The 23212-nt window shown below is 66.2% G+C and carries 22 protein-coding genes; 14 read left to right on the top strand and 8 right to left on the bottom strand.

Features of this window, described 5'->3' with window-relative positions; genetic code table 11:
• Positions 1 to 123 precede the first annotated feature (123 nt).
• The 5 genes from AC6CH3_RS01725 (at position 124) to AC6CH3_RS01745 (ending at position 6270) form a co-directional block, all read left to right on the top strand.
• Positions 124 to 1218, top strand: coding sequence for a hypothetical protein (locus AC6CH3_RS01725; protein ID WP_498130786.1), 1095 nt, complete (start codon positions 124 to 126; stop codon positions 1216 to 1218).
• 90 nt (positions 1219 to 1308) lie between these two features.
• On the top strand, positions 1309 to 3339 hold the full coding sequence (locus AC6CH3_RS01730) for a beta strand repeat-containing protein (RefSeq protein WP_498130787.1): 2031 nt from the start codon (positions 1309 to 1311) through the stop codon (positions 3337 to 3339).
• 295 nt (positions 3340 to 3634) lie between these two features.
• Positions 3635 to 4714, top strand: coding sequence for a serine/threonine-protein kinase (locus tag AC6CH3_RS01735; RefSeq protein WP_498130838.1), 1080 nt, complete (start codon positions 3635 to 3637; stop codon positions 4712 to 4714).
• The gene (locus AC6CH3_RS01740) at positions 4711 to 5226 is read left to right on the top strand and encodes a mucin-associated surface protein (protein ID WP_498130788.1); all 516 of its coding nucleotides are present in this window, start codon (positions 4711 to 4713) and stop codon (positions 5224 to 5226) included. The genes AC6CH3_RS01735 and AC6CH3_RS01740 overlap by 4 nt, the downstream gene beginning before the upstream one ends.
• A gap of 198 nt (positions 5227 to 5424) precedes the next feature.
• Positions 5425 to 6270, top strand: coding sequence for an SRPBCC family protein (locus tag AC6CH3_RS01745; RefSeq protein WP_498130789.1), 846 nt, complete (start codon positions 5425 to 5427; stop codon positions 6268 to 6270).
• Positions 6271 to 6376: 106 nt separating this feature from the next.
• Here AC6CH3_RS01745 and AC6CH3_RS01750 read toward each other — a convergent pair whose 3' ends face one another.
• Positions 6377 to 8596 (bottom strand): NADP-dependent isocitrate dehydrogenase, encoded by a 2220-nt coding sequence (locus AC6CH3_RS01750; protein WP_498130790.1) that lies wholly within the window; start codon positions 8594 to 8596, stop codon positions 6377 to 6379.
• Positions 8597 to 8967: 371 nt separating this feature from the next.
• Here AC6CH3_RS01750 and AC6CH3_RS01755 point away from each other — a divergent pair, with 371 nt between their 5' ends.
• Positions 8968 to 10017 carry a trypsin-like serine peptidase gene (locus AC6CH3_RS01755; RefSeq protein ID WP_498130791.1) on the top strand — a complete coding sequence of 350 codons (1050 nt, stop codon included), beginning with the start codon at positions 8968 to 8970 and terminating at the stop codon, positions 10015 to 10017.
• The gene (locus tag AC6CH3_RS01760; protein ID WP_498130792.1) at positions 9998 to 10186 is read left to right on the top strand and encodes a hypothetical protein; all 189 of its coding nucleotides are present in this window, start codon (positions 9998 to 10000) and stop codon (positions 10184 to 10186) included. The genes AC6CH3_RS01755 and AC6CH3_RS01760 overlap by 20 nt, the downstream gene beginning before the upstream one ends.
• A gap of 60 nt (positions 10187 to 10246) precedes the next feature.
• On the opposite strand, the gene purH is transcribed toward AC6CH3_RS01760, so the two are convergent.
• The gene (gene purH / locus AC6CH3_RS01765) at positions 10247 to 11917 is read right to left on the bottom strand and encodes a bifunctional phosphoribosylaminoimidazolecarboxamide formyltransferase/IMP cyclohydrolase (RefSeq protein ID WP_498130793.1); all 1671 of its coding nucleotides are present in this window, start codon (positions 11915 to 11917) and stop codon (positions 10247 to 10249) included.
• A gap of 154 nt (positions 11918 to 12071) precedes the next feature.
• Here purH and AC6CH3_RS01770 point away from each other — a divergent pair, with 154 nt between their 5' ends.
• Complete coding sequence (locus tag AC6CH3_RS01770) at positions 12072 to 13424, top strand: MFS transporter (protein WP_498130794.1); 1353 nt, start codon at positions 12072 to 12074, stop codon at positions 13422 to 13424.
• A 94-nt stretch (positions 13425 to 13518) separates the two neighbouring features.
• On the opposite strand, the gene AC6CH3_RS01775 is transcribed toward AC6CH3_RS01770, so the two are convergent.
• Together AC6CH3_RS01775 and purN are read right to left on the bottom strand one after the other, a co-directional pair.
• Positions 13519 to 14502 carry a hypothetical protein gene (locus tag AC6CH3_RS01775; RefSeq protein WP_498130795.1) on the bottom strand — a complete coding sequence of 328 codons (984 nt, stop codon included), beginning with the start codon at positions 14500 to 14502 and terminating at the stop codon, positions 13519 to 13521.
• Positions 14503 to 14635: 133 nt separating this feature from the next.
• Positions 14636 to 15232 (bottom strand): phosphoribosylglycinamide formyltransferase, encoded by a 597-nt coding sequence (purN, locus tag AC6CH3_RS01780; RefSeq protein WP_498130796.1) that lies wholly within the window; start codon positions 15230 to 15232, stop codon positions 14636 to 14638.
• Positions 15233 to 15271: 39 nt separating this feature from the next.
• On the opposite strand from purN, the gene AC6CH3_RS01785 reads away from it, so the two are divergent.
• Positions 15272 to 15712, top strand: a complete 441-nt coding sequence (locus AC6CH3_RS01785) for a hypothetical protein (protein ID WP_498130797.1) — start codon at positions 15272 to 15274, stop codon at positions 15710 to 15712.
• A 31-nt stretch (positions 15713 to 15743) separates the two neighbouring features.
• Here AC6CH3_RS01785 and AC6CH3_RS01790 read toward each other — a convergent pair whose 3' ends face one another.
• Complete coding sequence (locus AC6CH3_RS01790; RefSeq protein WP_498130839.1) at positions 15744 to 17063, bottom strand: cell division protein PerM; 1320 nt, start codon at positions 17061 to 17063, stop codon at positions 15744 to 15746.
• A 241-nt stretch (positions 17064 to 17304) separates the two neighbouring features.
• Here AC6CH3_RS01790 and AC6CH3_RS01795 point away from each other — a divergent pair, with 241 nt between their 5' ends.
• Positions 17305 to 17700 carry a DUF4383 domain-containing protein gene (locus tag AC6CH3_RS01795; RefSeq protein ID WP_498130798.1) on the top strand — a complete coding sequence of 132 codons (396 nt, stop codon included), beginning with the start codon at positions 17305 to 17307 and terminating at the stop codon, positions 17698 to 17700.
• 229 nt (positions 17701 to 17929) lie between these two features.
• Here the strand turns inward: AC6CH3_RS01795 and AC6CH3_RS01800 are convergent, their stop codons facing one another.
• Entirely contained in the window at positions 17930 to 18109 is a 180-nt protein-coding gene (locus AC6CH3_RS01800; protein ID WP_498130799.1) for a hypothetical protein, read from the bottom strand.
• Between the two features lie 201 nt (positions 18110 to 18310).
• On the opposite strand from AC6CH3_RS01800, the gene AC6CH3_RS01805 reads away from it, so the two are divergent.
• Positions 18311 to 19312: a hypothetical protein gene (locus AC6CH3_RS01805; protein WP_498130800.1), complete on the top strand. Its 1002-nt coding sequence runs from the start codon at positions 18311 to 18313 to the stop codon at positions 19310 to 19312.
• A gap of 330 nt (positions 19313 to 19642) precedes the next feature.
• On the opposite strand, the gene AC6CH3_RS01810 is transcribed toward AC6CH3_RS01805, so the two are convergent.
• Positions 19643 to 20242, bottom strand: a complete 600-nt coding sequence (locus AC6CH3_RS01810) for a MarR family winged helix-turn-helix transcriptional regulator (RefSeq protein ID WP_498130801.1) — start codon at positions 20240 to 20242, stop codon at positions 19643 to 19645.
• A gap of 105 nt (positions 20243 to 20347) precedes the next feature.
• Positions 20348 to 20851: a PRC-barrel domain-containing protein gene (locus AC6CH3_RS01815; RefSeq protein ID WP_498130802.1), complete on the bottom strand. Its 504-nt coding sequence runs from the start codon at positions 20849 to 20851 to the stop codon at positions 20348 to 20350.
• Positions 20852 to 21214: 363 nt separating this feature from the next.
• On the opposite strand from AC6CH3_RS01815, the gene AC6CH3_RS01820 reads away from it, so the two are divergent.
• The 3 genes from AC6CH3_RS01820 to AC6CH3_RS01830 are packed head-to-tail and all read left to right on the top strand — an operon-like array spanning position 21215 to position 23183.
• Complete coding sequence (locus AC6CH3_RS01820) at positions 21215 to 22129, top strand: hypothetical protein (protein ID WP_498130803.1); 915 nt, start codon at positions 21215 to 21217, stop codon at positions 22127 to 22129.
• Positions 22126 to 22557, top strand: a complete 432-nt coding sequence (locus AC6CH3_RS01825; protein ID WP_498130804.1) for a phage holin family protein — start codon at positions 22126 to 22128, stop codon at positions 22555 to 22557. Before AC6CH3_RS01820 ends, AC6CH3_RS01825 begins: the two co-directional genes overlap by 4 nt.
• A complete protein-coding gene (locus AC6CH3_RS01830; protein ID WP_498130805.1) occupies positions 22554 to 23183 on the top strand; it encodes a DUF3618 domain-containing protein in 630 nt (209 codons plus the stop codon). The genes AC6CH3_RS01825 and AC6CH3_RS01830 overlap by 4 nt, the downstream gene beginning before the upstream one ends.
• Positions 23184 to 23212 lie beyond the last annotated feature (29 nt).

Consider the following 23212-nt stretch of genomic DNA (forward strand, 5'->3'; position numbering starts at 1 on the left):
CTGCTCCGGCGCGGGACTGTCGATTCGATGGATTTTTATACATTTGGCTCTGGACTCTGCCTTTCAAGGAGGCATAGGCTGTAAAAGATCGTCAGAGTGTTCGCAGACCGGGGGGTGTCGAGCATGGCCAGCAGTGCATTGTCGTGGTCCGCTCTGCGCCCCTTGCGTCCAGTGCTCATTGCGGGCGCGGCAGCCGTGGCCTGGCTTTCCTTCGCGGCGCCGGCCGCCGATGCCAGCACCCAGCAGGGGCAGGACTCCCTACTCGGCGGAATCTCTTCTGCGGCGACTTCGTCACTCAACAGCGAATCCAAGGCTGCCCGCGTCGCTCAAACGGCACAGAAAACCATTCATTCCGTGGCGGAAGCGCCTGCCAGGCACACGCGTGCTTTGGCTGCTCCCGCACCCGGTTCTGCCCCGATTCCACAGCCTGCGCCGGTACGTTCCGCTCCTGAAGCGGCACCCCGGGCCATACCCTCGCTCGCGAATGAGCTCGCTCCCCCGCTTCAGGCGGCCGCAGACACCCTGGCCCCGGTCAACGTGCTCCCGGCTGACACTGCGTCGCTCCTCACTGCGCCCGTGACCACTTTGGCGGACACGGCAGTCAGCGGCATCGCGGAGAAGGTGGCAGGAACTGTTGTGCGGCCGGTGACGGAAGCGGCACCTGCGTTGGAACCACACCTCGAATCCATTGCGGATGTCCTCGAAGGGGCGCCGCCGCTCGCGGCACCAGCCATTGCTCCCGTTGTGGACGTCGTTCAGGCACTCACCCCGTCGCAGAAGTCCGACGGCGTTCTACCGCTCCCGGCAGTCCCGGGACCCGCTTCCTCGGAAAGCGCTGACAGTGCCCGTGTTTCCACTGCGCATTCCCCTGTCCCGGTTCCCGTGGCCGCTGGCATCTCTGGGCTCAGGCCCTTGTTCCACGCTGCTGCCTTCCCTTCATTGGAACCGTTGGGTGCTGCGCAGTCTCCTCCCGGCATGTCCGCAGGAGAAGGGACGCCTTCCGGTGGCGAGGCGGACCCGGCGGCTGCCCCGCTCCCGGCTCCGCCCGCTGGCTCCGGATCGGGCAACGGCCAGTCTCCCGGCGGGCCCTCACCGTCAGCCGCCTGGCTGACCAGTCCGTTCGACTTCCTTCCGCCCGCGGGCCGTGTGCCTGCCAGCGGTCCGCCTCAGCACATCCCCTCACCGGTGGCTATCGACCCCGGCTCCTCGCCTGACTAGTTGGGCCTGCTCTGCCATTCCTTGTGCAGAAACATGGCCGATTTCGGGCCGCCTTGAGCGCCCGACAACAACTCTTCAGGAGACATCAAAATGCATCAGAACCTTCGCAGGGGCCTTCTGGGCACCCTCTTTGCCGGAGGGCTTTTAGCCCTCGGCGCCACCGCGGCTAACGCGGACACAACCGTCACCGGCACTGTTGCCGCCGGATCCGAGTCCGTTTCGGCGGACGTCATTGCTTCGACGTCGTTGGGCCTGCTGGGTGGTCCAACGACGTCGGGGTCTTCCCAAATCGCGGCTGTCGCTGACGTTAACCTCGGCAACGCCGCAACCGGCACCGGCACCACCGCCGACGCTGTGGTCGACGTGAACCTCGGCAACGCCGCAACCGGCACCGGCACCACCGCCGACGCTGTGGTCGACGTGAACCTCGGCAACACCACAGCGGCGCCAACAGGCACCGGCACCACCGCCGACGCAGTCGTCGATGTGAATCTCGGCAACGCCGTAGGCACCGGCACCACCGCCGACGCTGTGGTCGACGTCAACCTCGGCAACACCGGAACCGCAACGGGTAACGGCACGACTGCCGACGCTGTGGTCGACGTCAACCTCGGCAACACCGGAACCGCCACAGGCAACGGCACCACCGCCGACGCTATGGTCGACGTCAACCTCGGCAACACCGTAGGCACCGGCACGACTGCCGACGCTGTGGTCGACGTGAACCTCGGCAACACCGGAACCGCCACAGGCAACGGCACCACCGCCGACGCTATGGTCGACGTCAACCTCGGCAACACCGGAACCGCCACAGGCAACGGCACCACCGCCGACGCTATGGTCGACGTCAACCTCGGCAACACCGTAGGCACCGGCACCACCGCCGACGCTGTGGTCGACGTGAACCTCGGCAACACCGGAACCGCCACAGGCAACGGCACCACCGCCGACGCTATGGTCGACGTCAACCTCGGCAACGCCACAGGCAACGGCACCACCGCCGACGCCGTCGTTGACGTGAACCTCGGCAACGCTGTAGGCACCGGCACCACTGCCGACGCCCTGGTGGACGTCAACCTCGGCAACACCGGAACGGCAACGGGCACCGGCACCACCGCCGACGCCCTCGTCGACGTCAACCTGGGCACCGGCACCACTGCCGATGCCGTCGTTGACGTGAACCTCGGCAAGGCTGCAGGCACCGGCACCACCGCCGACGCCCTCGTCGACGTCAATCTCGGCAACACCGGAACCGCAACGGGCACCGGCACCACTGCCGACGCTGTCGTTGGTGTGAACCTCGGCAACGCCACAGGCACCGGCACCACCGCCGACGCTGTGGTCGACGTGAACCTGGGCAACGCTGCAGGCACCGGCACCACCGCCGACGCCCTGGTGGACGTCAATCTCGGCAACATCGGAACCGCAACGGGCAACGGCACGACTGCCGACGCTGTCGTTGGTGTGAACCTCGGCAACGCCACAGGCAACGGCACCACCGCCGACGCCGTGATCGACGTCAGCCTTGGGGAATCAGGGCTGCTCGGGGACGGCGGCCCGGCCGCTGCTGGCGCCGTCATTATCGGTCTGGGGACGGGAACGGATCCCTCTGTTGGTTTGGGCATCGACTTGGGCATCGACCTCGGGACTGGCACCGGAACGGGGACCACACCACCGGCAACGGACCCGGGTGATGGTTCCGGAAGCGGATCCGACCCCACGGACGGCACGGGTTCGGGTACGGACGACCCCACCGGCGGCACGGGTTCAGGTACGGACGACCCCACTGGCGGCCAAGGCACCGGCACGGACGGCGGCGGCGCGGGCTCGGGTACGGACGACGCCACCGGCGGCCAAGGCACCGGCACGGACGGCACCACCGGCGGCTCTGCTACCGGTGCGGGCTCTGACGGAAGCGGGATCGTGGTTCTGCCTGCAGGTGCTGTGACGACGAACGGCTCCGTTGCGGCCAACGCCCCGATGGCGGCCCTGGCCGCAGGCCAGACGCCCAGCGGCGCTCAGTCCCTGGCAAACACCGGAGCAGACGGGGGCCTGTTGCCACTCGCCCTCGCCCTCCTGGCCGTTGGGATGCTGATGGTCATCCGGAGGAAGAAGGCATAAATAGCGGTCTGGGCCCGCCCGGGGCGGGCCCAGATGAACATCACGGACCCATTGCCGGTGGTCCGGCTTCGGATGGTCAGAAGACCAGCGGAAGCCGGACCGCCGGCCGGGCTGTGCTTCCAACCCCCGGATTCCGGGCACAACCTGCGCGGCGTCCGCCGCCCCGCTCCCGTATTACCCTTAACGGGACCCACTGGCGGATAAGGACGGCAAAGTATTGGAAGATTCGCCCGGCAGCGTGACCGATGTACTGGACGGGCGCTACAGGCTCGGAGAAGTAATAGGCCGCGGAGGAATGTCATCGGTCTATACGGCCCGCGACGAAAACCTCGGGCGGGACGTGGCGCTGAAGCTCTTCGCTCCGCAAGCTGCAGACGCTGACGAGCTCAAGCGGCAGGAAGCCGAAATCAGGCTCCTCGCGACGCTCAACCACCCAAGCCTCGTGACACTGTTCGACGCCGGCGTGGACACGCGTGTGCCTGACCAGCCGAGACCGTTTCTCACCATGGAACTCGTGGAGGGCCAGGACCTTCGCGGCCGGCTGCGCCACAGCCGGGTTCCGCTCGACGAACTCGCCGTGATCGGCGCCGGGATCGCCGACGCCTTGGCCTACGTCCATGGTCTTGGCATCATCCACCGGGACATCAAACCTGCCAACATCCTCCTCGTCCAGGTGCGTCCCGGGGAGCCGCTGCGGCCCAAGCTCACAGACTTCGGCATCGCCCGGATCGCCGACGGTACGCGGCTGACTGCCACAGGCACCATGGTGGGGACGGCGGCATACCTCAGCCCCGAACAGGCGATGGGCTCACCGCTCTCGCCCGCCACGGACATCTACTCTTTGGGCCTCGTGCTGCTGGAATGCATCAAGGGAACCTTGGAATATCCAGGCAGTGCCGTGGAATCGGCGGTGGCACGGCTGCACCGTGCGCCTGAGATTCCCGGAGACCTGCCGGCTGAGTGGCAAGAACTCCTGACGTCCATGACGGCTTTCGAACCGCTGGACCGGCCGAGTGCCCCGGACCTGGAGATCGCCCTGCGCCAGGCGCTGGTTTCACCGGAAGGTGTCCCCGGGAACGTTGCCGGGGAGCACACCCGTGCCCTCCCCGCCCTGCCGGCCCGGCCCCCGTCCGTTCTCGCGGACAGCGGTCACGCCACGGCTACGCAGGACCGCGTCCGCCCTGCCGCCCGCCCCCGGCGCAGCCGACGCGCCTGGCTGGCGTCCTCTGTCGCTGCGGCTGCCGTGGCCGCCGGAGTGTTGGCGGTAACCCTCGCAGTCACTGCACCTGGAACGCCCGACGTCGTGACTTACCCCACGGTGACCGGCACCTTGGGCGATCACCTCCTGGAGCTGCAAAAGAGCGTGGAACCGTGACGGTGCACGGCCCGCTCCGCCTGCCGCCTGCCCTGCGGCGGCGGGCGGCGGTTGCCTTCGCGGGCGGCGTGCTTGCCTTGGGCCTGACGGGCTGCGGCGGTGCCGCTCCCGAACTCAAGGCCGACGCCGCGGTGCAGCTTCAGCAGCGCGTCCTCGCCGTCACCGGAGCAGCGGCGGGCGGTGATCCCGCCGGCGCACTCACGTCGCTGGAGCAGCTGGCGGCCGAACTGGATGCCGCCGCCGCGGACGGCCATGTTTCGTTCAAGCGCCACCAGAGCATCACCGTGGCCGTCGACGCAGTCCGTGCCGACCTTACGGCAGCGGTGGCTGTCAAGAAGGCCGAGGCGGCGGCAGCTGCGAAAGCTGCCAACCCCGCCTCGGCCACGACGCCGGCGGTTGTGGCCCCCGCGCCGGCTCGCGTCTCCGGTGACACTGCCCGGGGGAATCCCGGAAAGGACAACGCGGACGAGGACAACGACGACGCCAAAGGATCGGCAAAAGACAAGGACTAAAGAGTCCTTACTGTCTTAGCACTCTCGGCAAAGGCCCCTTGCGACCCGAGTTCAAGGCCGGATCAGCCGTCTTCGTTGGCGGCAGCCGCAGCTCTCTTCAATTGCCCGGCGCTTCGGACTACGTTGGAGGTGTTCCACCCAACATGCAGCAATCAGAACCGCGGGCGACAGCCCGCTCGCTGAAGGAGTGAACTACGCATGGCAACTGTGCAGGAATCCATCGAAGTCGATGTGCCCGTCAGCACGGCCTACAATCAATGGACCCAGTTTGAGGACTTCCCACATTTCATGAGCGGCGTCGACTCGGTGCGCCAGCTCGATGACACCACCGTTCATTTCGAAACGAGCATCGCCGGCGTCAAACGTCAGTACGACGCCCAGATCACTGTTCAGGAACCTGACCAGCGTGTCACCTGGGAAAGCCTGAATGAGCCACGCAACGCCGGAACCGTCTGGTTCGAGTCCTTGGGGCCGGAGCAGACGAAGGTGAACGTCGAACTCACTTGGGAGCCCGAGTCCGCGATGGAGAAAATGGGCGCTGCCGTTGGTCTTGACTCCCGCCAGGTTGCTTCAGACCTGAAGAAGTTCAAGAAGTTCATCGAGAGCCAGGGTTCGGAAACCGGCGCATGGCGTGAGAGCGTCCACGACGGCGAGGTGGACGACCAGCGAGGGGCCACCGGGACCGCTGGCATGGCCGGTGCCGCCGGAGCAGGTGCAGGACTTGGGGCTGCTGGAGCAGGTGCAGGGTTGGGCGGCTACGGTGCCGGCACGTCAGGCACCGCGGACGCGAGCGACGAAACCATCGGCACAGCCCCCTCGGCGGCAGATGACGCCACGGGCTACGCTGCCGGGCCCGGAATGGATGCGACGCCGGGCCGGACGTACGAGTCAGGCGACGCGTACGATGCCGCCGCCACCGAGAGGCCGGTGGATGCGGATCCGGACATGGCCGTCGACGCCCCCTACGGAGACACTGAGGAGGGCGAACCCCGCAACGAACCCAGGCTGGGCAACACCAGGCGGGACGAAACCCCGGAGCGGTAAGGGCCGCACTGGTCGGCGCCGCCTTCCGCCCCGCTGAACGTGAATGCTGAGAGTTAACGAAGAAGCGCCCCGCCACTCAAACGAGTGGCGGGGCGCTTGCTTGGTCTTAGCCCAGGCTCGCGACAACCTTGTTCAGCGTCGCAGACGGCCGCATGACAGCCGCAGCCTTTTCGGCGTCGGGGCGGTAGTAGCCGCCGATGTCGGCCGGTGAACCCTGGACAGCCAGGAGTTCGGACACGATGGCGTCCTCGTTGGAGCCCAGAGCTTCAGCGACCGCTGAGAAGGACGCTGCCAGATCTGAGTCCTCCGTCTGCTTGGCCAGTTCCTGCGCCCAGTACAGCGCCAGGTAGAAGTGGCTGCCGCGGTTGTCGAGCTCGCCGACCTTGCGCTTCGGGGACTTGTCCTCCAGCAGGAACGTGCCCGTGGCCCGGTCCAGAGTGTCAGCCAAAACCTGCGCCCGGGCGTTGTCCTCAGTGTTGGCCAAGTGCTCGAAACTGACGGCCAGGGCGAGGAATTCGCCGAGGCTGTCCCAACGGAGGTGGTTCTCCTTGAGGAGCTGCTGAACGTGCTTCGGTGCGGAGCCACCGGCGCCGGTCTCGAACAGACCGCCGCCGTTGATCAGTGGAACGATGGAGAGCATCTTGGCGCTGGTGCCGAGTTCGAGGATCGGGAACAGGTCGGTCAGGTAGTCGCGGAGCACGTTGCCGGTCACGGAGATGGTGTCTTCTCCCCTGCGGATGCGCTCGAGGGTGAAGGCTGTGGCCTTCACCGGCGACATGATCTCGATCTGCAGGCCCTCAGTGTCGTGCTCCTGCAGGTATTCCCGGACCTTCTCGATGAGCTTCGCGTCGTGCGCGCGGGTCTCGTCCAGCCAGAAGACGGCAGGCGTCTGCGAGGCGCGGGCGCGGTTGACAGCCAGCTTGACCCAGTCACGGATGGGCAGGTCCTTGGTTTGGCAGGCGCGCCAGATGTCGCCGGGGCCAACTTCGTGTTCGACCAGGACCGTTCCGGAGGCGTCCACGATCTGGACCTTGCCGGGGGCCTGGATTTCGAACGTCTTGTCGTGGCTGCCGTACTCCTCCGCCGCCTGCGCCATGAGGCCCACGTTCGGTACAGTGCCCATGGTGGTGGGGTCGAAGGCGCCGTTGGCGCGGCAGTCATCGATCACTACCTGGTAGATGCCGGCGTAGGAGCTGTCCGGGAGAACTGCCAGGGTGTCCGCTTCCTTGCCGTCCGGCCCCCACATGTGGCCGGAGGTGCGGATCATCGCCGGCATGGAAGCGTCAACAATGATGTCGCTGGGGACGTGCAGGCTGGTGATGCCCTTGTCGGAGTCGACCATGGCAAGGGCGGGCCCTTCTTCAAGGCCCTTCGCGATGGCCGCCTGCACGCCTTCGCGGACGTCCTCGGGGAGCTCTTCGAGGCCATTGAGGATGGCGGCGAGGCCGTTATTGGGGCTGATGCCGGCGGCGGCGAGCTGCTTGCCGTAGGTGTCGAACAGCTCGGAGAAGTAGGCCTTGACCACGTGGCCGAAGATGATCGGGTCCGAGACCTTCATCATGGTGGCCTTCAGGTGTGCCGAGAAGAGGACGCCCTCCTCCTTGGCACGTGCAACCTGGGCGGCAAGGAACTCGTCAAGGGCGGCAGCGCGCAGCACGGTCCCGTCGATCACTTCGCCGGCCAGGACCGGGAACGCCTTCTTAAGGACCTTGACCGTACCGTCTTCGCGGACCAGCTGAATCTCGATGGTGCCGTCGGCCGGGATCACCACGGACTTTTCGTTGGAGCGGAAGTCGTCGGCTTCCATGTGTGCCACGTTGGTCTTGGAGTCCGGAGTCCAGGCACCCATGGAGTGCGGGTTCTGGCGGGCGTAGTTCTTGACGGACAGCGGCGCGCGGCGGTCCGAGTTGCCTTCGCGCAGGACCGGGTTCACGGCGGAGCCCTTGATCTTGTCGTAGCGCGAGCGAATGCTCGTCTCTTCATCGGAGGAGGGGTTGTCCGGGTAATCCGGCAGCTTGTACCCCTGGGCCTGCAGTTCGGCAATGGCAGCTTTCAACTGCGGCACGGAAGCGCTGATGTTGGGAAGTTTGATGATGTTGGCTTCCGGCTTCTTTGCCAGTTCACCGAGCTCAGCCAGGGCGTCACCGATCTGCTGTTCTTCAGTGAGGTAGTCGCCGAACACGGCGATGATGCGGCCGGCCAGCGAAATGTCGCGGGTCTCCACCTGCACACCTGCGGTCGACGCGAATGCCTCGACGATCGGCAGGAACGAATATGTAGCCAGCATCGGCGCTTCGTCGGTGTGGGTATAGATAATTTTGGCCATGCTCGGGCGTCTCCCTGGAGGTCGGCTGTATGTGGAATCCGGTCTATTTCACCAACCTTTAACTTACCCGAGGTCATCCTGCAGAGCCCCACCAAGGTGGGCTGTATCACTTCGGTGACGGAATCCAGCGATTATCGGGGCCCGAGGTGTGCCCATTGTCCCCGGCGCCGCGTACCCCCTATCTTTAGCTCATGACAGAAAACCGCCTCACCGGCTGAATGCAGCCGGTATGCCCTGCGGCAGGGGCAGAAGGCGCTACCCCTACCTGGAACACATAACTTCAAACGACTTTTACAAAGCTTGTCATGTCCGGGTAGCCTCAATTCTCCACAGGTGCGCTGCTACGGCGCCCACCGATAGGTAGGACCACCATGACGAGCAACAAGTCTCTGGCCACTAGCCTCGTGAGCCTCTCCGCGGGTTTGCTGCTGACGCTCTCCGCGGCCGGCGGCGCAACGGCTTCTCCTGCAAAGGCGCAGGATCCCGTGCAGCCGCAGATCGCCAGCGCGACGCTCACCGCGTCAGCCGCGGCGAGTTACTGGACGCCCGAGCGCATGCGGTCCGCCGTTCCCGGTGATGTCCTCGCAGCGATGGCCGTCGCCCGGCAGGTCATCGTTCCCTGGCAGGTCAACGGTCCCCAGCAGCTCAACAGTCCCCAGCAGCTCGACGGCAATGGCCTCGCAGGCCTCGGCGAGCAGGGTTCCCTGACCAAGATCGCCGGCACATCCCGTAAAGGCAAGACAAGCGCTCTGCACAAAGACGAACTGCCCGTGAGCCACATCGGCAAGGTCTTCTTTACCCTGGGCGGCGCCAACTACGTCTGCTCCGGCAACTCAGTGGCCGCCGGCAACAAGAGCACCGTCTCCACTGCGGGGCACTGCCTCAACCAGGGGCCGGGTGCCTTCGCCACGAACTTCATTTTTGTGCCGGCCTACAAGGACGGGGCGGCTCCGTACGGCAAATGGGCGGCCAAGACGCTCTATGCGCCCAAGGAATGGAGCACCGACGGCAACATCCAGTACGACACCGGCTTCGCGGTGGTTGCCGAGCTTGACGGCCGGAAGCTTGCCGACGTGGTCGGTGCCACGGGCGTCGTGTTCAACCAGTCGCGAGGGCTGACGTACAAGGCGTTCGGCTACCCGGCGGCGTCCCCGTTCACCGGCAAGACACTCGTCAGTTGCTACGGGAAGGCGGGCAATGATGCCGTCAACCCGCAGTTCAACACGCAAGGCATTCCCTGCGACATGACCGGCGGTTCCTCCGGCGGTCCCTGGTTCCTCGCTGAGAGCACGGACGGCCCCTTGGGCTTCCAGAACTCGGTCAACAGCTATGGCTACGGCAGCCGCTCCACCGCGATGTACTCCCCGTACTGGGGTTCTGTCATCGAGCGGGTCTATAACCGTGCAGCAGCCGCCAGCTAAGGACGGACCGCCGCCCGGGGAGGACCCGGTAAGCAGCTCGGACGTCAGCCAGTCGCCGGAGGATATCCTGGCGTACTGGACGCCGGAGCGCATGGCTGAGGCGACACCGCGGGAGATCCTGCTCCCCTCCCCCGGGGAGGAACCTGACCGGGAACCCGGGGACGACTAAGCCCATGAAAGCCCGACGGCGGCTGTCCCCTTGAGGGGGCAGCCGCCGTCGGCGTGGGGACTAGTGGAAGAAGTGGCGCGCTCCGGTGAAGTACATCGTGATGCCGGCCTCGTTGGCTGCCGCGATGACTTCCTCGTCCCGGACTGAACCGCCGGGCTGGACCACGGCGCGGACGCCGGCGTCGATCAGGATCTGCAGGCCGTCGGCGAACGGGAAGAACGCATCGGAGGCTGCCACGGCGCCGCGTGCACGCTCGGGGGCGCCGGCGGTTCCGACATTGGACGCGCCGCCGGCACCGTCCACTTCGGACTCCACAGTCACGCCAAGGGTGTTGGCGCGCTCGACGGCAAGCTTGCAGGAGTCGAGACGGTTGACCTGGCCCATGCCGATGCCCACGGCGGCGCCGTCCGCGGCGAGCAGAATGGCGTTGGATTTTGCGGCGCGGCAGGCGGTCCAGGCGAAGGCGAGGTCGGCCAGCATGGCGTCGTCGGCGGCTTCGCCGGCGGCGAGGGTCCAGTTGGCGGGGCTGTCGCCGTCGGCGTCCACCTTGTCGGTGATCTGGACGAGCACGCCGCCGGAGACCTGGCGGATTTCGGCCGGGTAGCGGCCGTAGCCCTCGGGCAGCGCCAGCAGACGGATGTTCTTCTTCTTGGAGAGGACCTCCACGGCTTCCGGCTCGAAGCCGGGGGCGATGACAACCTCAGTGAAGATACCGGCCACGGTGCGGGCCATGCCGGCCGTGACGGTGCGGTTGGCCGCGATGACGCCGCCGAAAGCGGAGACAGGGTCGCAGGCGTGTGCCTTGGCGTGGGCGTCCGCGATCGGGTCTGCGGCGTCCGCGGAGCCGACGGCGACGCCGCACGGGTTGGCGTGCTTGATGATGGCAACAGCCGGCTCGGCGAAGTCGAACGCGGCGCGGAGGGCGGCGTCGGCGTCCACGAAGTTGTTGTAGCTCATGGCCTTGCCGTGGAGCTGGTCGGCCTGGGCGATACCTGCGGGGGCTGCCTTGTCCACGTAAAGCGCGGCCTGCTGGTGCGGGTTTTCGCCGTAGCGGAGCACTTCGGAGCGTTCCAGCGCGAGCCCGGCGTAGGCGGGCCAGTCGATGACCCCGTCGCCGTCCTCGTCCAGGAACTGGCTGGCGGTCCAGGTGGCCACGGCGTTGTCGTAGGTGGCGGTGTGGGCGAATGCCTTGGCCGCGAGGCGCTGGCGGGTCTTCAGGTCGAAGCCGCCCTCTGCCGCGGCGCGGACAACGTTGCCGTAGAACTGCGGATCCACCACAATGGCGACGGCGGCGTGGTTCTTCGCGGCGGAGCGCACCATGGCGGGGCCCCCGATGTCGATCTGCTCCACGACGTCGTCCTGCGCGGCGCCGGACTTGACGGTCTCCACGAACGGGTACAGGTTCACCACGACAAGGTCGAACGCCTCGATCTCCATTTTGGCGAGGGTTTCCATGTGGGCCGGAACCCGGCGATCGGCGAGGATGCCGCCGTGGACGCGCGGATGCAGGGTCTTGACGCGGCCGTCCAGCATTTCCGGCGAGCCCGTGACCTCCTCGACTTCCTGGACGGGGATGCCGGCGTCGGCAATCTTCTTGGCGGTGGAGCCGGTGGAGACGATCCTGACACCTGCGGCGTGCAGGCCCTTGGCCAGCTCCTCCAGACCGGTCTTGTCGTAGACCGAGATCAGGGCTCGGCGGATGGGAACACGGTCAAGCTGCGTCAGGGTCACAAAAGTCTCCGTCGTAATCGCGCGGCGGCATGCCGCGGTTGGTGGGGATACGGCCAGTTTATCGCGTCACGGGGGATCGCTTTCCTGCCCGCCCGAGTGTGAACGCGGCATGCTTGCCGCGCAGCGCAACGTAAGGTTTAGAACAGGAGGCGAGATGAACATTTTCACCACTGTGCCCAGCGGTGAACAGGTGGTCCAGGAACTGCCGTGGCGTTGGAGGGTGCAGGGCCGGATCTTCCTGATCGGCGGTCTGGGGTTCATGTTCGATGCCTGGGACGTGACCCTGAACGGCATTCTGATCCCGCTGCTGTCGTCGCACTGGCAGCTCACGCCGGGCGAGGCAGGCTGGATCGGGACGGCCAACCTGATCGGCATGGCCCTCGGTGCGTTTGTCTGGGGCACCATCGCCGACACGATTGGGCGCAAGAAGGCGTTCACCGCCACGCTGCTGATCTTCTCGCTCTTCACCGTTCTCGGGGCGTTCTCCCCCGACTTCATCTGGTTCTGCCTCTTCCGCTTCATGGCCGGCTTCGGCCTGGGCGGCTGCATCCCCGTGGATTATGCGCTGGTGGGTGAATTCACGCCGCGCCGGCAGCGTGGCAGGGTCCTGACCGCCATGGACGGCTGGTGGCCGGTGGGCGCCGCACTGTGCGGTTTTGTCTCGGCCGGACTGGTGGCGGCCTTCGCGGACTGGCGGCTGACCATGATGGTGATGGTGCTGCCGGCCCTCCTCGTCTTCTGGGTGCGCCGCAGCGTACCCGAATCGCCGCTCTTCCTTATCCGGAAGGGCCGACGCGAGGAGGCGGCCAAGGTCATCGACGACCTTGTCCAGGCCACCGGTGCGGAGCCGCGCGCCTACAGCCTGCCGGATCCGCAGGCAGTCCCCCGGCTGTCGGCAGGCAGCGCCTGGCAGCAACTGCGCGGCGTCTGGGCATTCAACTGGAAGATCACGGCTGCAACCTGGGGCCTGTTCTTCAGCATCCTCCTCGTCTACTACCTCTCCCTGACCTGGATGCCGCGGATCCTGATCGGCGCCGGTTTCGCCGAGTACAAGGCGTTCCTGACGACGGCGGGCATGGCCGCCGTCGGGCTTCTTGGGGTGGTGGCGGCCGCGCTGCTGGTGGAACGGATGGGCCGCAAATGGCTGCTGGCGATCACCGGCCCGCTGTCAGCGCTGACCCTGGTGATCGTGGCCTTCGTGGTGGACATTCCGACGGCGGCCGTAGTCTGGCTGCTGGTCTTCGGCTTCATCGTGCAGGTGGCCATCCCGGTCCTCTACACCTACGTTTCCGAGGTCTACCCCACCGAGCTCAGGGGTTCGGGCTTCGGCTGGGCGTCCACGTTCTCCCGGCTGGGCGCCGGCTTCGGGCCGCTGATCTTCGCCAACTACTTCTGGCCGGAGCTGGGCCTGGCAACGTCATTTGCCCTCGCCGGCGGCCTGGTCCTGCTGGCCGTGCTGTGGATGATGTTCTTCGCCCCCGAGACCCGGCAGCGCCGCCTCGAGTAGTGTCCGTGCTTTGTTGCATCACTTGTGGCGGTTCCGACCGAATGGATTAGCCGGGATGGGAACCGCCACAAGCGGTGGCGCAGCAGGGATGGAACTACTGGATGCAGGTGACGTGGACGGTGATGGACACGTCCCTGGTCTGGGTCACAGACCAACCTGTCTGCAGCCCGGCAGTGGCCGGCCGGCTCGCTGTTACCTGGTTGCTGGAGCCCGTCAGCAAGGCGCTGTAGCCGCCGCCCATAGCGACCTTGCCGGTGGGGCACAGCGCTGAGACGGTAGTGCCCGTACCGGTCACCGTCACCACAGAAACACTCGTGGAGGCGGCGGCACCCGTGGCTCCTGTAGCCCCCGTGGCGCCTGTGGCACCAACGGGACCGACGGCGCCCGTCGCACCGGTTGCTCCGGTGTCGCCCTTCTCGCCTTGGATGCCCTGCGCCCCTGTCTCGCCGATCACCCCGGTGTCGCCCTTCTCCCCCTGGATGCCCTGCGCCCCGGCCTCGCCTTGAATGCCCTGCGCTCCGGTCTCGCCGGTATCGCCCTTCTCCCCCTGGATACCCTGGGCGCCAGTTTCGCCGGTCGCCCCGGTCTCCCCTTGGATTCCCTGCGCTCCGGTCTCGCCGATCGCCCCGGTCTCCCCTTGGATTCCCTGCGCTCCGGTCTCGCCGGTCGCCCCCGTGTCGCCCTTCTCCCCCTGGATTCCCTGCGCTCCGGTCTCGCCGGTCGCCCCCGTGTCACCCTTCTCACCCTGGATACCCGGGATACCCTGGGCCCCGGTCTCGCCGATCGCCCCGGTGTCACCCTTCTCACCCTGGGCCCCGGTCTCGCCGGTCGCCCCGGTCTCACCCTGGATGCCCTGGATATTCCAGGAGATGGGCGTCTCCTTCTTGGTGTCACAGGTGGCGCCAGCGGAAAGAATCCGGACCTGGCCTCCGTTGTTCTTGCTGTAACAGGCGTTGATCTCACCGCCTGCAGACGTTGACACCGCATAGGCGGCGGTCGCGGCCCCCGTCCCGAGGACAAGGGCAACGGAAAGGCACACCACTTTGGGACTGGTTTTGGCAAAGCTGAATTGCGGCACTGGAGACCCCCTGGAAGGACAACGCTGAATAGGACGGTGTCAGCGTAAGGCGCGGATCCGGCCCCCAACCAGCGTGGTCAGGCGCCTCCAGCTACCCGTCTTTTAACGGGGTCTACCCGGTTTTTGGCGCGGACTACTCGCTTTTCATAATCGATCCCGCGCGGCGGTGCTCGGCGGCGAGCGACGCAAGGGTGGAGACGAGCAGCCGGCGCTCCACCACCTTGATCCGTTCGTGCAGGGTCTCTTCGGTATCGCCGTCCTCAATGGTCACGGCTTCCTGGGCGATGATGGGGCCGGTGTCCACCCCGGCGTCGGCCCAGTGCACGGTGCAGCCCGTCACCTTCACGCCGTAGCCCATGGCGTCCCGGACGCCGTGGGCTCCGGGGAAGGACGGCAACAGTGCGGGGTGGGTGTTGAGGTATTTGCCGTCGAAGGCGTCGATGAATTCCGGGCTCACGATGCGCATGAATCCCGAGGACACCACGATGTCCGGCTGGTATGCCGCCACAGCCTTGGTCAGCGCGGCGTTCCAGGCTGCGCGGTCCGCATAGGCCTTGAAATCCACCACGAAAGTGTCGATTCCTGCCGCGGCTGAGCGCTCCACTCCATACGTGCCGGGCCGGTCCGCGCCCACCGCGGCGATCTCCACGTCCAGCTCCCCCGTTTGTACGGCGTCGATGACTGCCTGGAGGTTGGAGCCGGTTCCGGAGACGAGGACTACTATGCGCATTGCTCAAGCTTAGGCGGCTGCTCGCGTAGGCTGGAAAACATGAACCCCACTCCCGGCCCCGACGGGTCACAGCGGACCAAACTTCCGCTCAGCGAGGGCGCAAAGTCCTCGCTGCTGAAAACACACACCCTGTTCCGCATGTTCATCGTGGCGGTGCTGGGCTCGTTTTTTGTATTCCAGCTCGACCTTACCTATCTCTGGCTGACGGCCATTCTGACGCTTGCGGGCATCGTTCTGGGGATCATCGTGCTTGTCCGCGCCGTCCGGCTCAAGGAGTCCAGGCTGGTGCTGTTCGGGTCCATCTCCGGCCTGGCCGTATCCGCCGTGATGGCGCTGCTGGTCCTGGTCTCCGCCGTGTTCTTCAATCAGGTGCGCGACTATCAGCAGTGCGCCCGCTATGCCCTGACGAGCCAGGCCAGCAACGATTGCCGGGTCCAGCTCGAAAACTCGATGCCTGGCCAGCTCCAGCCGGGCCGCTGACCGCGTCCGCTGCACGCCGCGCTTGGGGCCGTTACTTGCCGGGGGCGGCCCCGAGATCCGCTTCCCGCAGCTCCTGCCGGCGCTCCAGCCACGGGCCGGCTGCGTAACCGATGACGACGCCGATGCCGGCTTCCGCCGCCACCCAGACTGCCGTCCACAGCGGGTCGGGCCCGATGTCATGGAGGCGGCCGATTCCTGCCGAACCATGCGTTATACCTGCGAGCGTGCCTGCCAGCAGGCCAGCCGCGGTTCCGGCGATGATGCCCAGCACCAGAGTGGAGGCTGCAGCCGTGAACCACCGGACGCGCACCTTGATGGACAGCCACTCGTCAAAGTGGTTTTCCCCCTCACGCAGAAACCACCAACCGCCAAGCACCCCGGCGAGCACCGGCACTACGAGGGCCACGAAGCCGTAGTCGAGCGGGCCGGCAGGAATGGCCCCAAGGACCGGGACTGACGGAAGGGGCCCCACGGCCGTGCCCAGTGGGCCGACCTGGGAGCCCGCTCCGAGGGCGAAGCCCGAGCCGGACACCCAGGCGAGTGCAAAGACGGCGAGGTTGGGAATGAAGCCGAGCTGCGCAAGGGTGAGCGCCGCGCCTCCTACCGCGCCGGCGTCGAGCGCTTCATAGACTGCCACCACGAGGTTCCAGTGGATGAAAAGGTCAACGGCCAGCAGGGCCGAAGACAGCGCCAGGGCAGCCATGAGCGCGACGAAGCCGGCCTTGGCCGCGGAGGCCAGGTAGGAGCCGGCCCAGCGCGAGTGCTGGCTGGTCCGCGCGATCCAGTCCACGGCATCGACGCCGATCAGCCGGCTCCATGACCCGGCCTCGCGCCGTGCTCCGATCACCATGCCAAGCGCAAAGGGAATCAGGGGCAGCAGCGCGGCCCACCAGAGGAACACCCCGACGTCTTCGGTGCGGCACACGAATCCGGTGGCGACGCCGAATCCCGCATAAACCAGCCAGGAGCCCAGCAGCGCCTGCCACAGCTGGTCCGTATACGAGGCGCGGGCCAGGCGCCGGCCCGCCCGCCACGCGAGCAGGAACGGAACGAGCGTCATGCCCAGCGGGATGAGCGAGAGAGTGCCCGTCTCCGGTCCGGCGGCGGCACCGTCGACGACGGTAGTCAGGTACAGGGGCACCCCGTGGATGACCAGCCAGGCCTGGCCGGCCAGGCGCGCCAAGAAGTCGAACTGTGTGTCCCGGAAACCGGAAGTTGCCCACACCGCGACAACGGGGGCAATAACCACCAGGGCGGAAATAAATGCGGCCTGGGCCGACTCCAGCCCGCCCTGCAGCCACAGGGGCATGGGAAGGCCACGGTCACCGGTCTGATCAGCGCGCAGTTTCATCGTGGTCCATCGTGCCATGTGCGCCCTCGCCCAGCTGTTTTCGACAGGCTCTTCGGCGGAGAAGACGGCCGACGGCAAATCCCGTGCGGTGTGGTGCCGTGGCCGCAGCCAGCGCTTTTTACGGTGTGCGGACGTAAAATTAGCTTGTCCGCAATCAGTGGTTGGAGGCAGAAAAATGACGACCGCATCCCCACATGCACACGGCGTTCACTTTGGTCGCACAGACGTCCAGAACGTTGGCATGGGTGTTGGTATTGTCGCGTTGCTCGTAGGTATTCTCGGGTTCATTCCGGGCATCACCGCACGTTATGGCGAACTGATGTTCCTTGGGCCTAATTCGCACGCCATGTTGTTTGGCCTGTTCCAGGTATCCATGCTGCTCAACATTGTGCACCTGGTCATCGGTGGAACCGGCTGGGCCATGTCCCGCAGTGAAATGGGTGCGCGCAGGTTCCTTATGGGCGCCGGTGCGCTGTACATCATCCTCAGCATCTACGGGCTCAGTGTCGGAGTGGATTCGGCGGCCAATTTCCTGTCGCTGAACATGACGGATAGCTGGACCCTGATGGTGGCGGGTGTTCTCATGATTGTCGCCGGCTGGATGTTCTCGCGGCATCTGGCTGATGACAGGAAATAAACCCGGAACGCGAACGCCGGGAATAGGAGCCGCGAATGAGTAGATATCCAATCTGAAATTCGTACTACCGGTTGGTGCAGGTGTCCCGCGCAAGTTCGTGGGCGGCTGCACCAGCTTTGCGTTGGAGGTACTTCAGCAAGAGCCCTGGGTCGAAGACGTCCCACTGGATTGGGCCGTGTTTGGGCTGGGGCAAGGTTTGGGCTGGAGCAAGCCTCGAGCCGGTCAAAGCCTAGAAGCGGATCAAAGAGTACGGCTGGCTGGGCAGGTTGCCGGCTGTCCACGGCCGCTGGGACGGCTCGGTGGGAACGTGGCCCCGCCCGTCACGCACGACCACCCGCACCGTGGCAACGATTGCGACGGCGGCGGCTACTGCCAGAATTATCAGGACGACGACGATCGACCCGGCCATGACTCCAACACTCCTTAAGCCAATTTTACGGCCGAAAGAGGCTTCCATCCGGGGCATTCTTCCCGCCCGCCCGCAGATGATAAGCAGGCGAATAAATTTCCTCTGGACGCGGCCGCCGCCCGGGCATATCCTGATCTCCCATTGCCTCTGGGGGGGTGAATCGGAATGGGCAGTCACCTGCGCTCGTGGTGCACAGTTTCTGTGCGCGCCCTCCTCGTGCCCGCCCTGCTTGCATGTGCCTGGCTCATCTGGGGCGCAGGCACCGCCCAAGCATCACCCGAGTCGCCTGGATCCGCCGCTTCAGGGCTGCTCGATCCCGGCACGTCCGGTGATCCAGCGGGGTCGGTATCCGGCGTCCTGAGCACGAGCGCGGGCACCGCGACGTCCAAGGCCGTGTCCACAGTTTCGTCGCTGCCCGCTGTACAGGTCCTGCCGGCCCGCTTGACTCCGGTTGCTGACACCGTGGCCACCGTCGCCAGCACATCGGACGCTATCGTCGGCGAGGCGGAGGCTGCCGTCTCCACGGTGACCAAGACAGCGGCGCCGGCGCTTTCTCAGGTCGACAACGCAGTAGCCTCGGTGGACGACGCTGTTGCCTCATTGGAACCGCGGTTGCCGCGGCTTCCCGTTCCGGTTCCCGTGGTCCAGCTTCCCGTTCCCGTGGTCCAGCTTCCCGTCCCCAAGCCCTTGACAGGCCAAGAGGCACGGCCCGCCGTGCCGCCGGCACCTGCAGTGTCCACTCCGGACGCCGGACGGCGAGCCGCGGCGGTGCACCCAGTCCCTGCGGCCCAGGCCCCGGCAGCTTCCACCGCTAAAGCTTCCACCGTCAGCAAGCGTGCATCCGCCAACACAGCCGCCAACAGTTCTGCCGCCCCCGCGGCGGCGGAGATTCAAGAAGCCGGTAGCCGTGGCCAGACCCTGGCTCAGCTTCGTATGACCTCCATCAGCCACCCTTGGGCGACGAGCGCAGTCCAGACGGGTCCGCTGAGGGTCCCCCACAGCCTGTCCGGCCTGGACGTGGTCGGGCCCGCGGCCACTCACGGCCAGTCCGGCTCCTCCATCTCTGAGGGTTCCGGCGGGCAGGCCGCGGATGTCGCGGCCTTCTGGAACGCACTGCACCAGTTGACCGGCGAGCGCCGTCTTGACGCCGCCACCGTATTGCCTGCCAGCCCGGCATTCGATCCGGGGTCTTCCCCCGACTGAACAGGTCAACTCTGCCCTCATCACGGCAGAACCGACCACCTGCGCCACCGGCGTACGGATTCCAACGTTCATTCAGGAGAAAATGTCATGTTCACCCACGCCCCGCTGTCTGCTGTCCCCAGCCGTTCTTGCCGTGCAAGCATCGGCAACTGGCCCAATCTCACATCCGGTTTCATCGGCAACTGGCCGGATCCCATGACCAAGAGCAGCCTCACGTCGAGGTCCTGAAGTGCATGGGCAACGACGCTAAAAATGGTGTTTCCCGCCCTGCCTGGGGCAGCGCGGGAAACACCGTCACATTCCGTTTTCCTGCGTTCCGTTGAGAATCCCTCAGCTTTCCGGGGCTTTGTCCCCCGACGGGCTGCTGCCGGACTCTCCTGGATCCTGTTCCGAGGCGTCCACAGGCATCGTGGAGTCGGTTCGCCCGGACCCGGGCTCTCCCGCGGTACCTTCATCCGGGCCATCGCCGCTCTCCGGCGGCCTCGTTCCGTGACGGGCACCCAGCCGGGGTGACCGGGGAAAGTGGCTGATCACCCGCGCTAGTTCACGGCTCAAGGCGGTCCCCTCCACCATGTCCTGCGGCAGGGTTTCCTTCTCCACCTGACGGGCCGCAGCCAAGGCATTCAGCCCCGCCTCGGTGATGGCCACCTCGTTGCTTCTCCGGTCCGAGGGGCTGGACTTGCGGGAGACCAAACCAGCCTCCTCAAGACGGGCCAGCACCCTGCCCAGGGACTGGCTGCGGACATGGATATCTTCTGCCAACTGTTCCTGGTTCAGGGGTCCTGCGGTGAGGCCTTGAAGGGCAATGACTGCGGCATGGGTGAGACCGAGCTCTGCCAGGGCCTGGTCCTGACGGCGCTGGATAAGCCGGGCAGCCATCGACAGCAACTGGTGTGGACCCCACTGCTCCGCATCAGCGTTCGGGACCATCAGTTCCGCCCTCCCCATTCACGTATGAGCTTTCCCGAGGCCGCGCGTCGGCAGGTAACTGCCCTCCGGGGCCAGGGGAAACACCGGCGCCCAGCGCCTGCCGCGTCAGCGCCGTCCGCTGCCGGCAACGCTGTGGGCCTCGATTGCATCCGCCGCTGACGTGCCGGATGCCTCACGCCCGACGGTGTCCGACGCGTCGGCAACGTTGTAGGTGCCGCCGCGTCCGGCGGCAAATCCGGCGTCGCGCTCTGTGCCTGTGCGTCCTGTTGCGACGCCGGCGGCAGCCGCCCCGCCGTTAAGCTGGTAATGCGCGTAGAGCCGGTCTTCCTCGGATGGCTCCAGATGCCCGTCCGCATCCACGCTGGGTGCCTCCATGACCTGGTTCCTGCTGAACGGGACGACGATGCCGCTGCCCTCGAGTCGTGCGCCTGCTAGCGGGACATAGGACTGGGACGTGCCGAAGAGGCCTGTACGTGCCGTCACCCAGGTGGGCTGGCCGGTGTCGTCATCAGCGTAGATCTGGCCGATCAAGCCGATCTTGTCTCCGTCCGCGGAGAAGATGCAGCCGTCCTTGTTGAGCAGATCGTCGATATGTTCCTTGGTGAGCATGCTGCCTCCTTGGATCCTGACTACTGGTGCACTTCGTTGCTTTGGGGGCAATTCCAGCGGACTCGCAGCACCGGGCCGGAACGGCTGTTCGTCACGCCAGTCAACCTCACACGTATACCCTAAGCATGCTTACTATCAGACTGGCAAGCGGCTTGGCATTTTTCTTCCTACGGATCCGGTGCGCGTGGGCGCAGAACCGCCATTCTGGAGCCCTGGCATCTGCGGCGCCGCCGGCAGGCGTGCGGCATGATGACAAAAAAGCCAAGGGTGCTTACTATTTTTTAGTAAACATGCTTACCATTGCATGCCAGCAACGCTGGTTCCTGAAGCAGCAGCTGACCCTTTCGGAAAGAGAGAGCGAAGATGACAGAGAACCAATGGCCGCAGGACGGGAGCCTGACAGTTCCCCCGGCTACGCAGAACTCACCGGCTTACGGCTCGGGCATTTCCTCCGGGAGCCCGGCGTCAGCCTCGAAGACCGGTACCGCGAAGGAAGAAGCCTCGAACGTCGCAGGACAGGCCGCCGGCGCAGCCCAGAACGTGGCGGGCACGGCCAAGACTGAGGCGGCGAATGTGGCTGCCGAAGCAAAAACCAACGCCAAGGACCTTCTGTACCAGGCAAAGTCGGACCTTACCAGCCAGGCAGGGGCCCAGCAGCAGAAGGCCGCCGAAGGCATCCGCACCATCTCATCCCAGCTGCGTTCCATGGCTGATGCCCCGGACCAGCAGGGCGTTGCCTCCGACCTCATCCGCCAGGCTGCGGAACGCTCCGAATCCGTCGCCTCCTGGCTCGACAACAGGGATCCGGGATCACTGCTGAACGAAGTCAAGTCCTTCGCACGCCAGCGCCCCGGCACCTTCCTGCTGCTCGCTGCCGGAGCCGGCATGCTCGCCGGCCGCCTGGGCAGAAGCCTCCAGGCAGGAGCCCCGGCCAGCACAACAGCAGCCGGCACGGCGGTTCCGCCCCAGCCCGTGCAGCCCCCGGTCACCGAAGGCACCGTGGGAGCGGGTGTCGGCGCGCCGCTCTTCGACGAAACCGCCACGGCACGGCCCGGCTACGGACAGCAGGAGTACGGCACACCGGCCTACAGCGAACCGGTTGCCGGCGAACCTGCCTACGGTGAGCCTGCCTACGGTGAGCCTGGAATCGGCGAGCCCGCCCGTCCAGGCATGGCCGCTCCCGGCTCTGCCCAGACCCTTCCGGGAAGTTCCACTGCAGGGGTTCCGCAGCGTGACGTGGATGACCCCTTTGCCGAAGGTGAAGGACGTCACCTGTGAGCAGCCAGATACCGGAGACACCTCCCACCACCGCGCACGCCAAAGCGGACGCCAATTCCCTCGGGGATCTCCTGGGTGATGTTACCCGCGACCTCTCCACCCTGATGCGTCAGGAAGTGGAACTGGCCAAGGCAGAAGCGAAACAGTCGGCCACGAGGGCCGGCAAGGGCGGCGGCATGCTTGCCGGCGCCGGCGTAGCCGGCCACTTCGTGCTCCTGTTCCTGTCCGTCGCCCTCTGGTACGCCCTGGGCGAGCTGATAGGCCTGGGCTGGTCCGCCGTCGTCGTTGCCGTGATTTGGGGCATCATCGCCGCCATCCTGGCCTCGGTTGGCCGCAAGGAACTCAAAGCCATCAAGGGCATGCCCCAGACCGCCGAGACCATCCAGGAAATCCCTCCGACACTGAAACCCAATGGAGACAAACGATGAGTGAAAACCCGGACGCCATCCGCGCCGACATTGAAGCCACCCGCGCCCGCCTCGGCACCAACGTCGACGCGGTTGCAGACAAGGTCACACCGTCCAACATCGTCCACAGGCAGACCGACAAGGTCAAAGAGGCCGTCTTCGGAGTGAAGGAGAAAGTCATGGGAGCAGCGGAGCACACGTCGGAGCACGCCCACAGGGCTTCAGGCAGTGCCGGTTCCGCGATGGGTGACGCCGGCTCAGCCGTCAGCTCCACACTCCACGACGCCGGCACTGCCGTGGCCGACGCCCCGCACAAGGCAGCAGCGAAGACGCAAGGCAACCCCCTTGCCGCCGGCCTGATCGCCTTCGGCGCGGGCCTCCTGGTCTCCTCCCTGATTCCACCGAGCCAGAAGGAGCGCGAAGCAGCGGAGGCCCTGAAGACCGCAGCCGAACCGGTCACCACCCAGCTCACCGAAGCTGCAAAGGATATGGCGCAGGGGCTGAAGGAACCGGCCCAGGAAGCCATGGAAAACGTGAAAGCCACAGCCGCCGACGCCGCCGAGCACGTTAAGGGAGAAGGCCAGACGGCCGTCTCCGACGTCAAGACCAGCGCCGCGGACGCCAAGGACCACGTCCGGAACACCTAAGGGCCCAAAGCACGACGGCGGCCGCCTCC

It is taken from the genome of Arthrobacter sp. GQ119 (assembly GCF_059759125.1).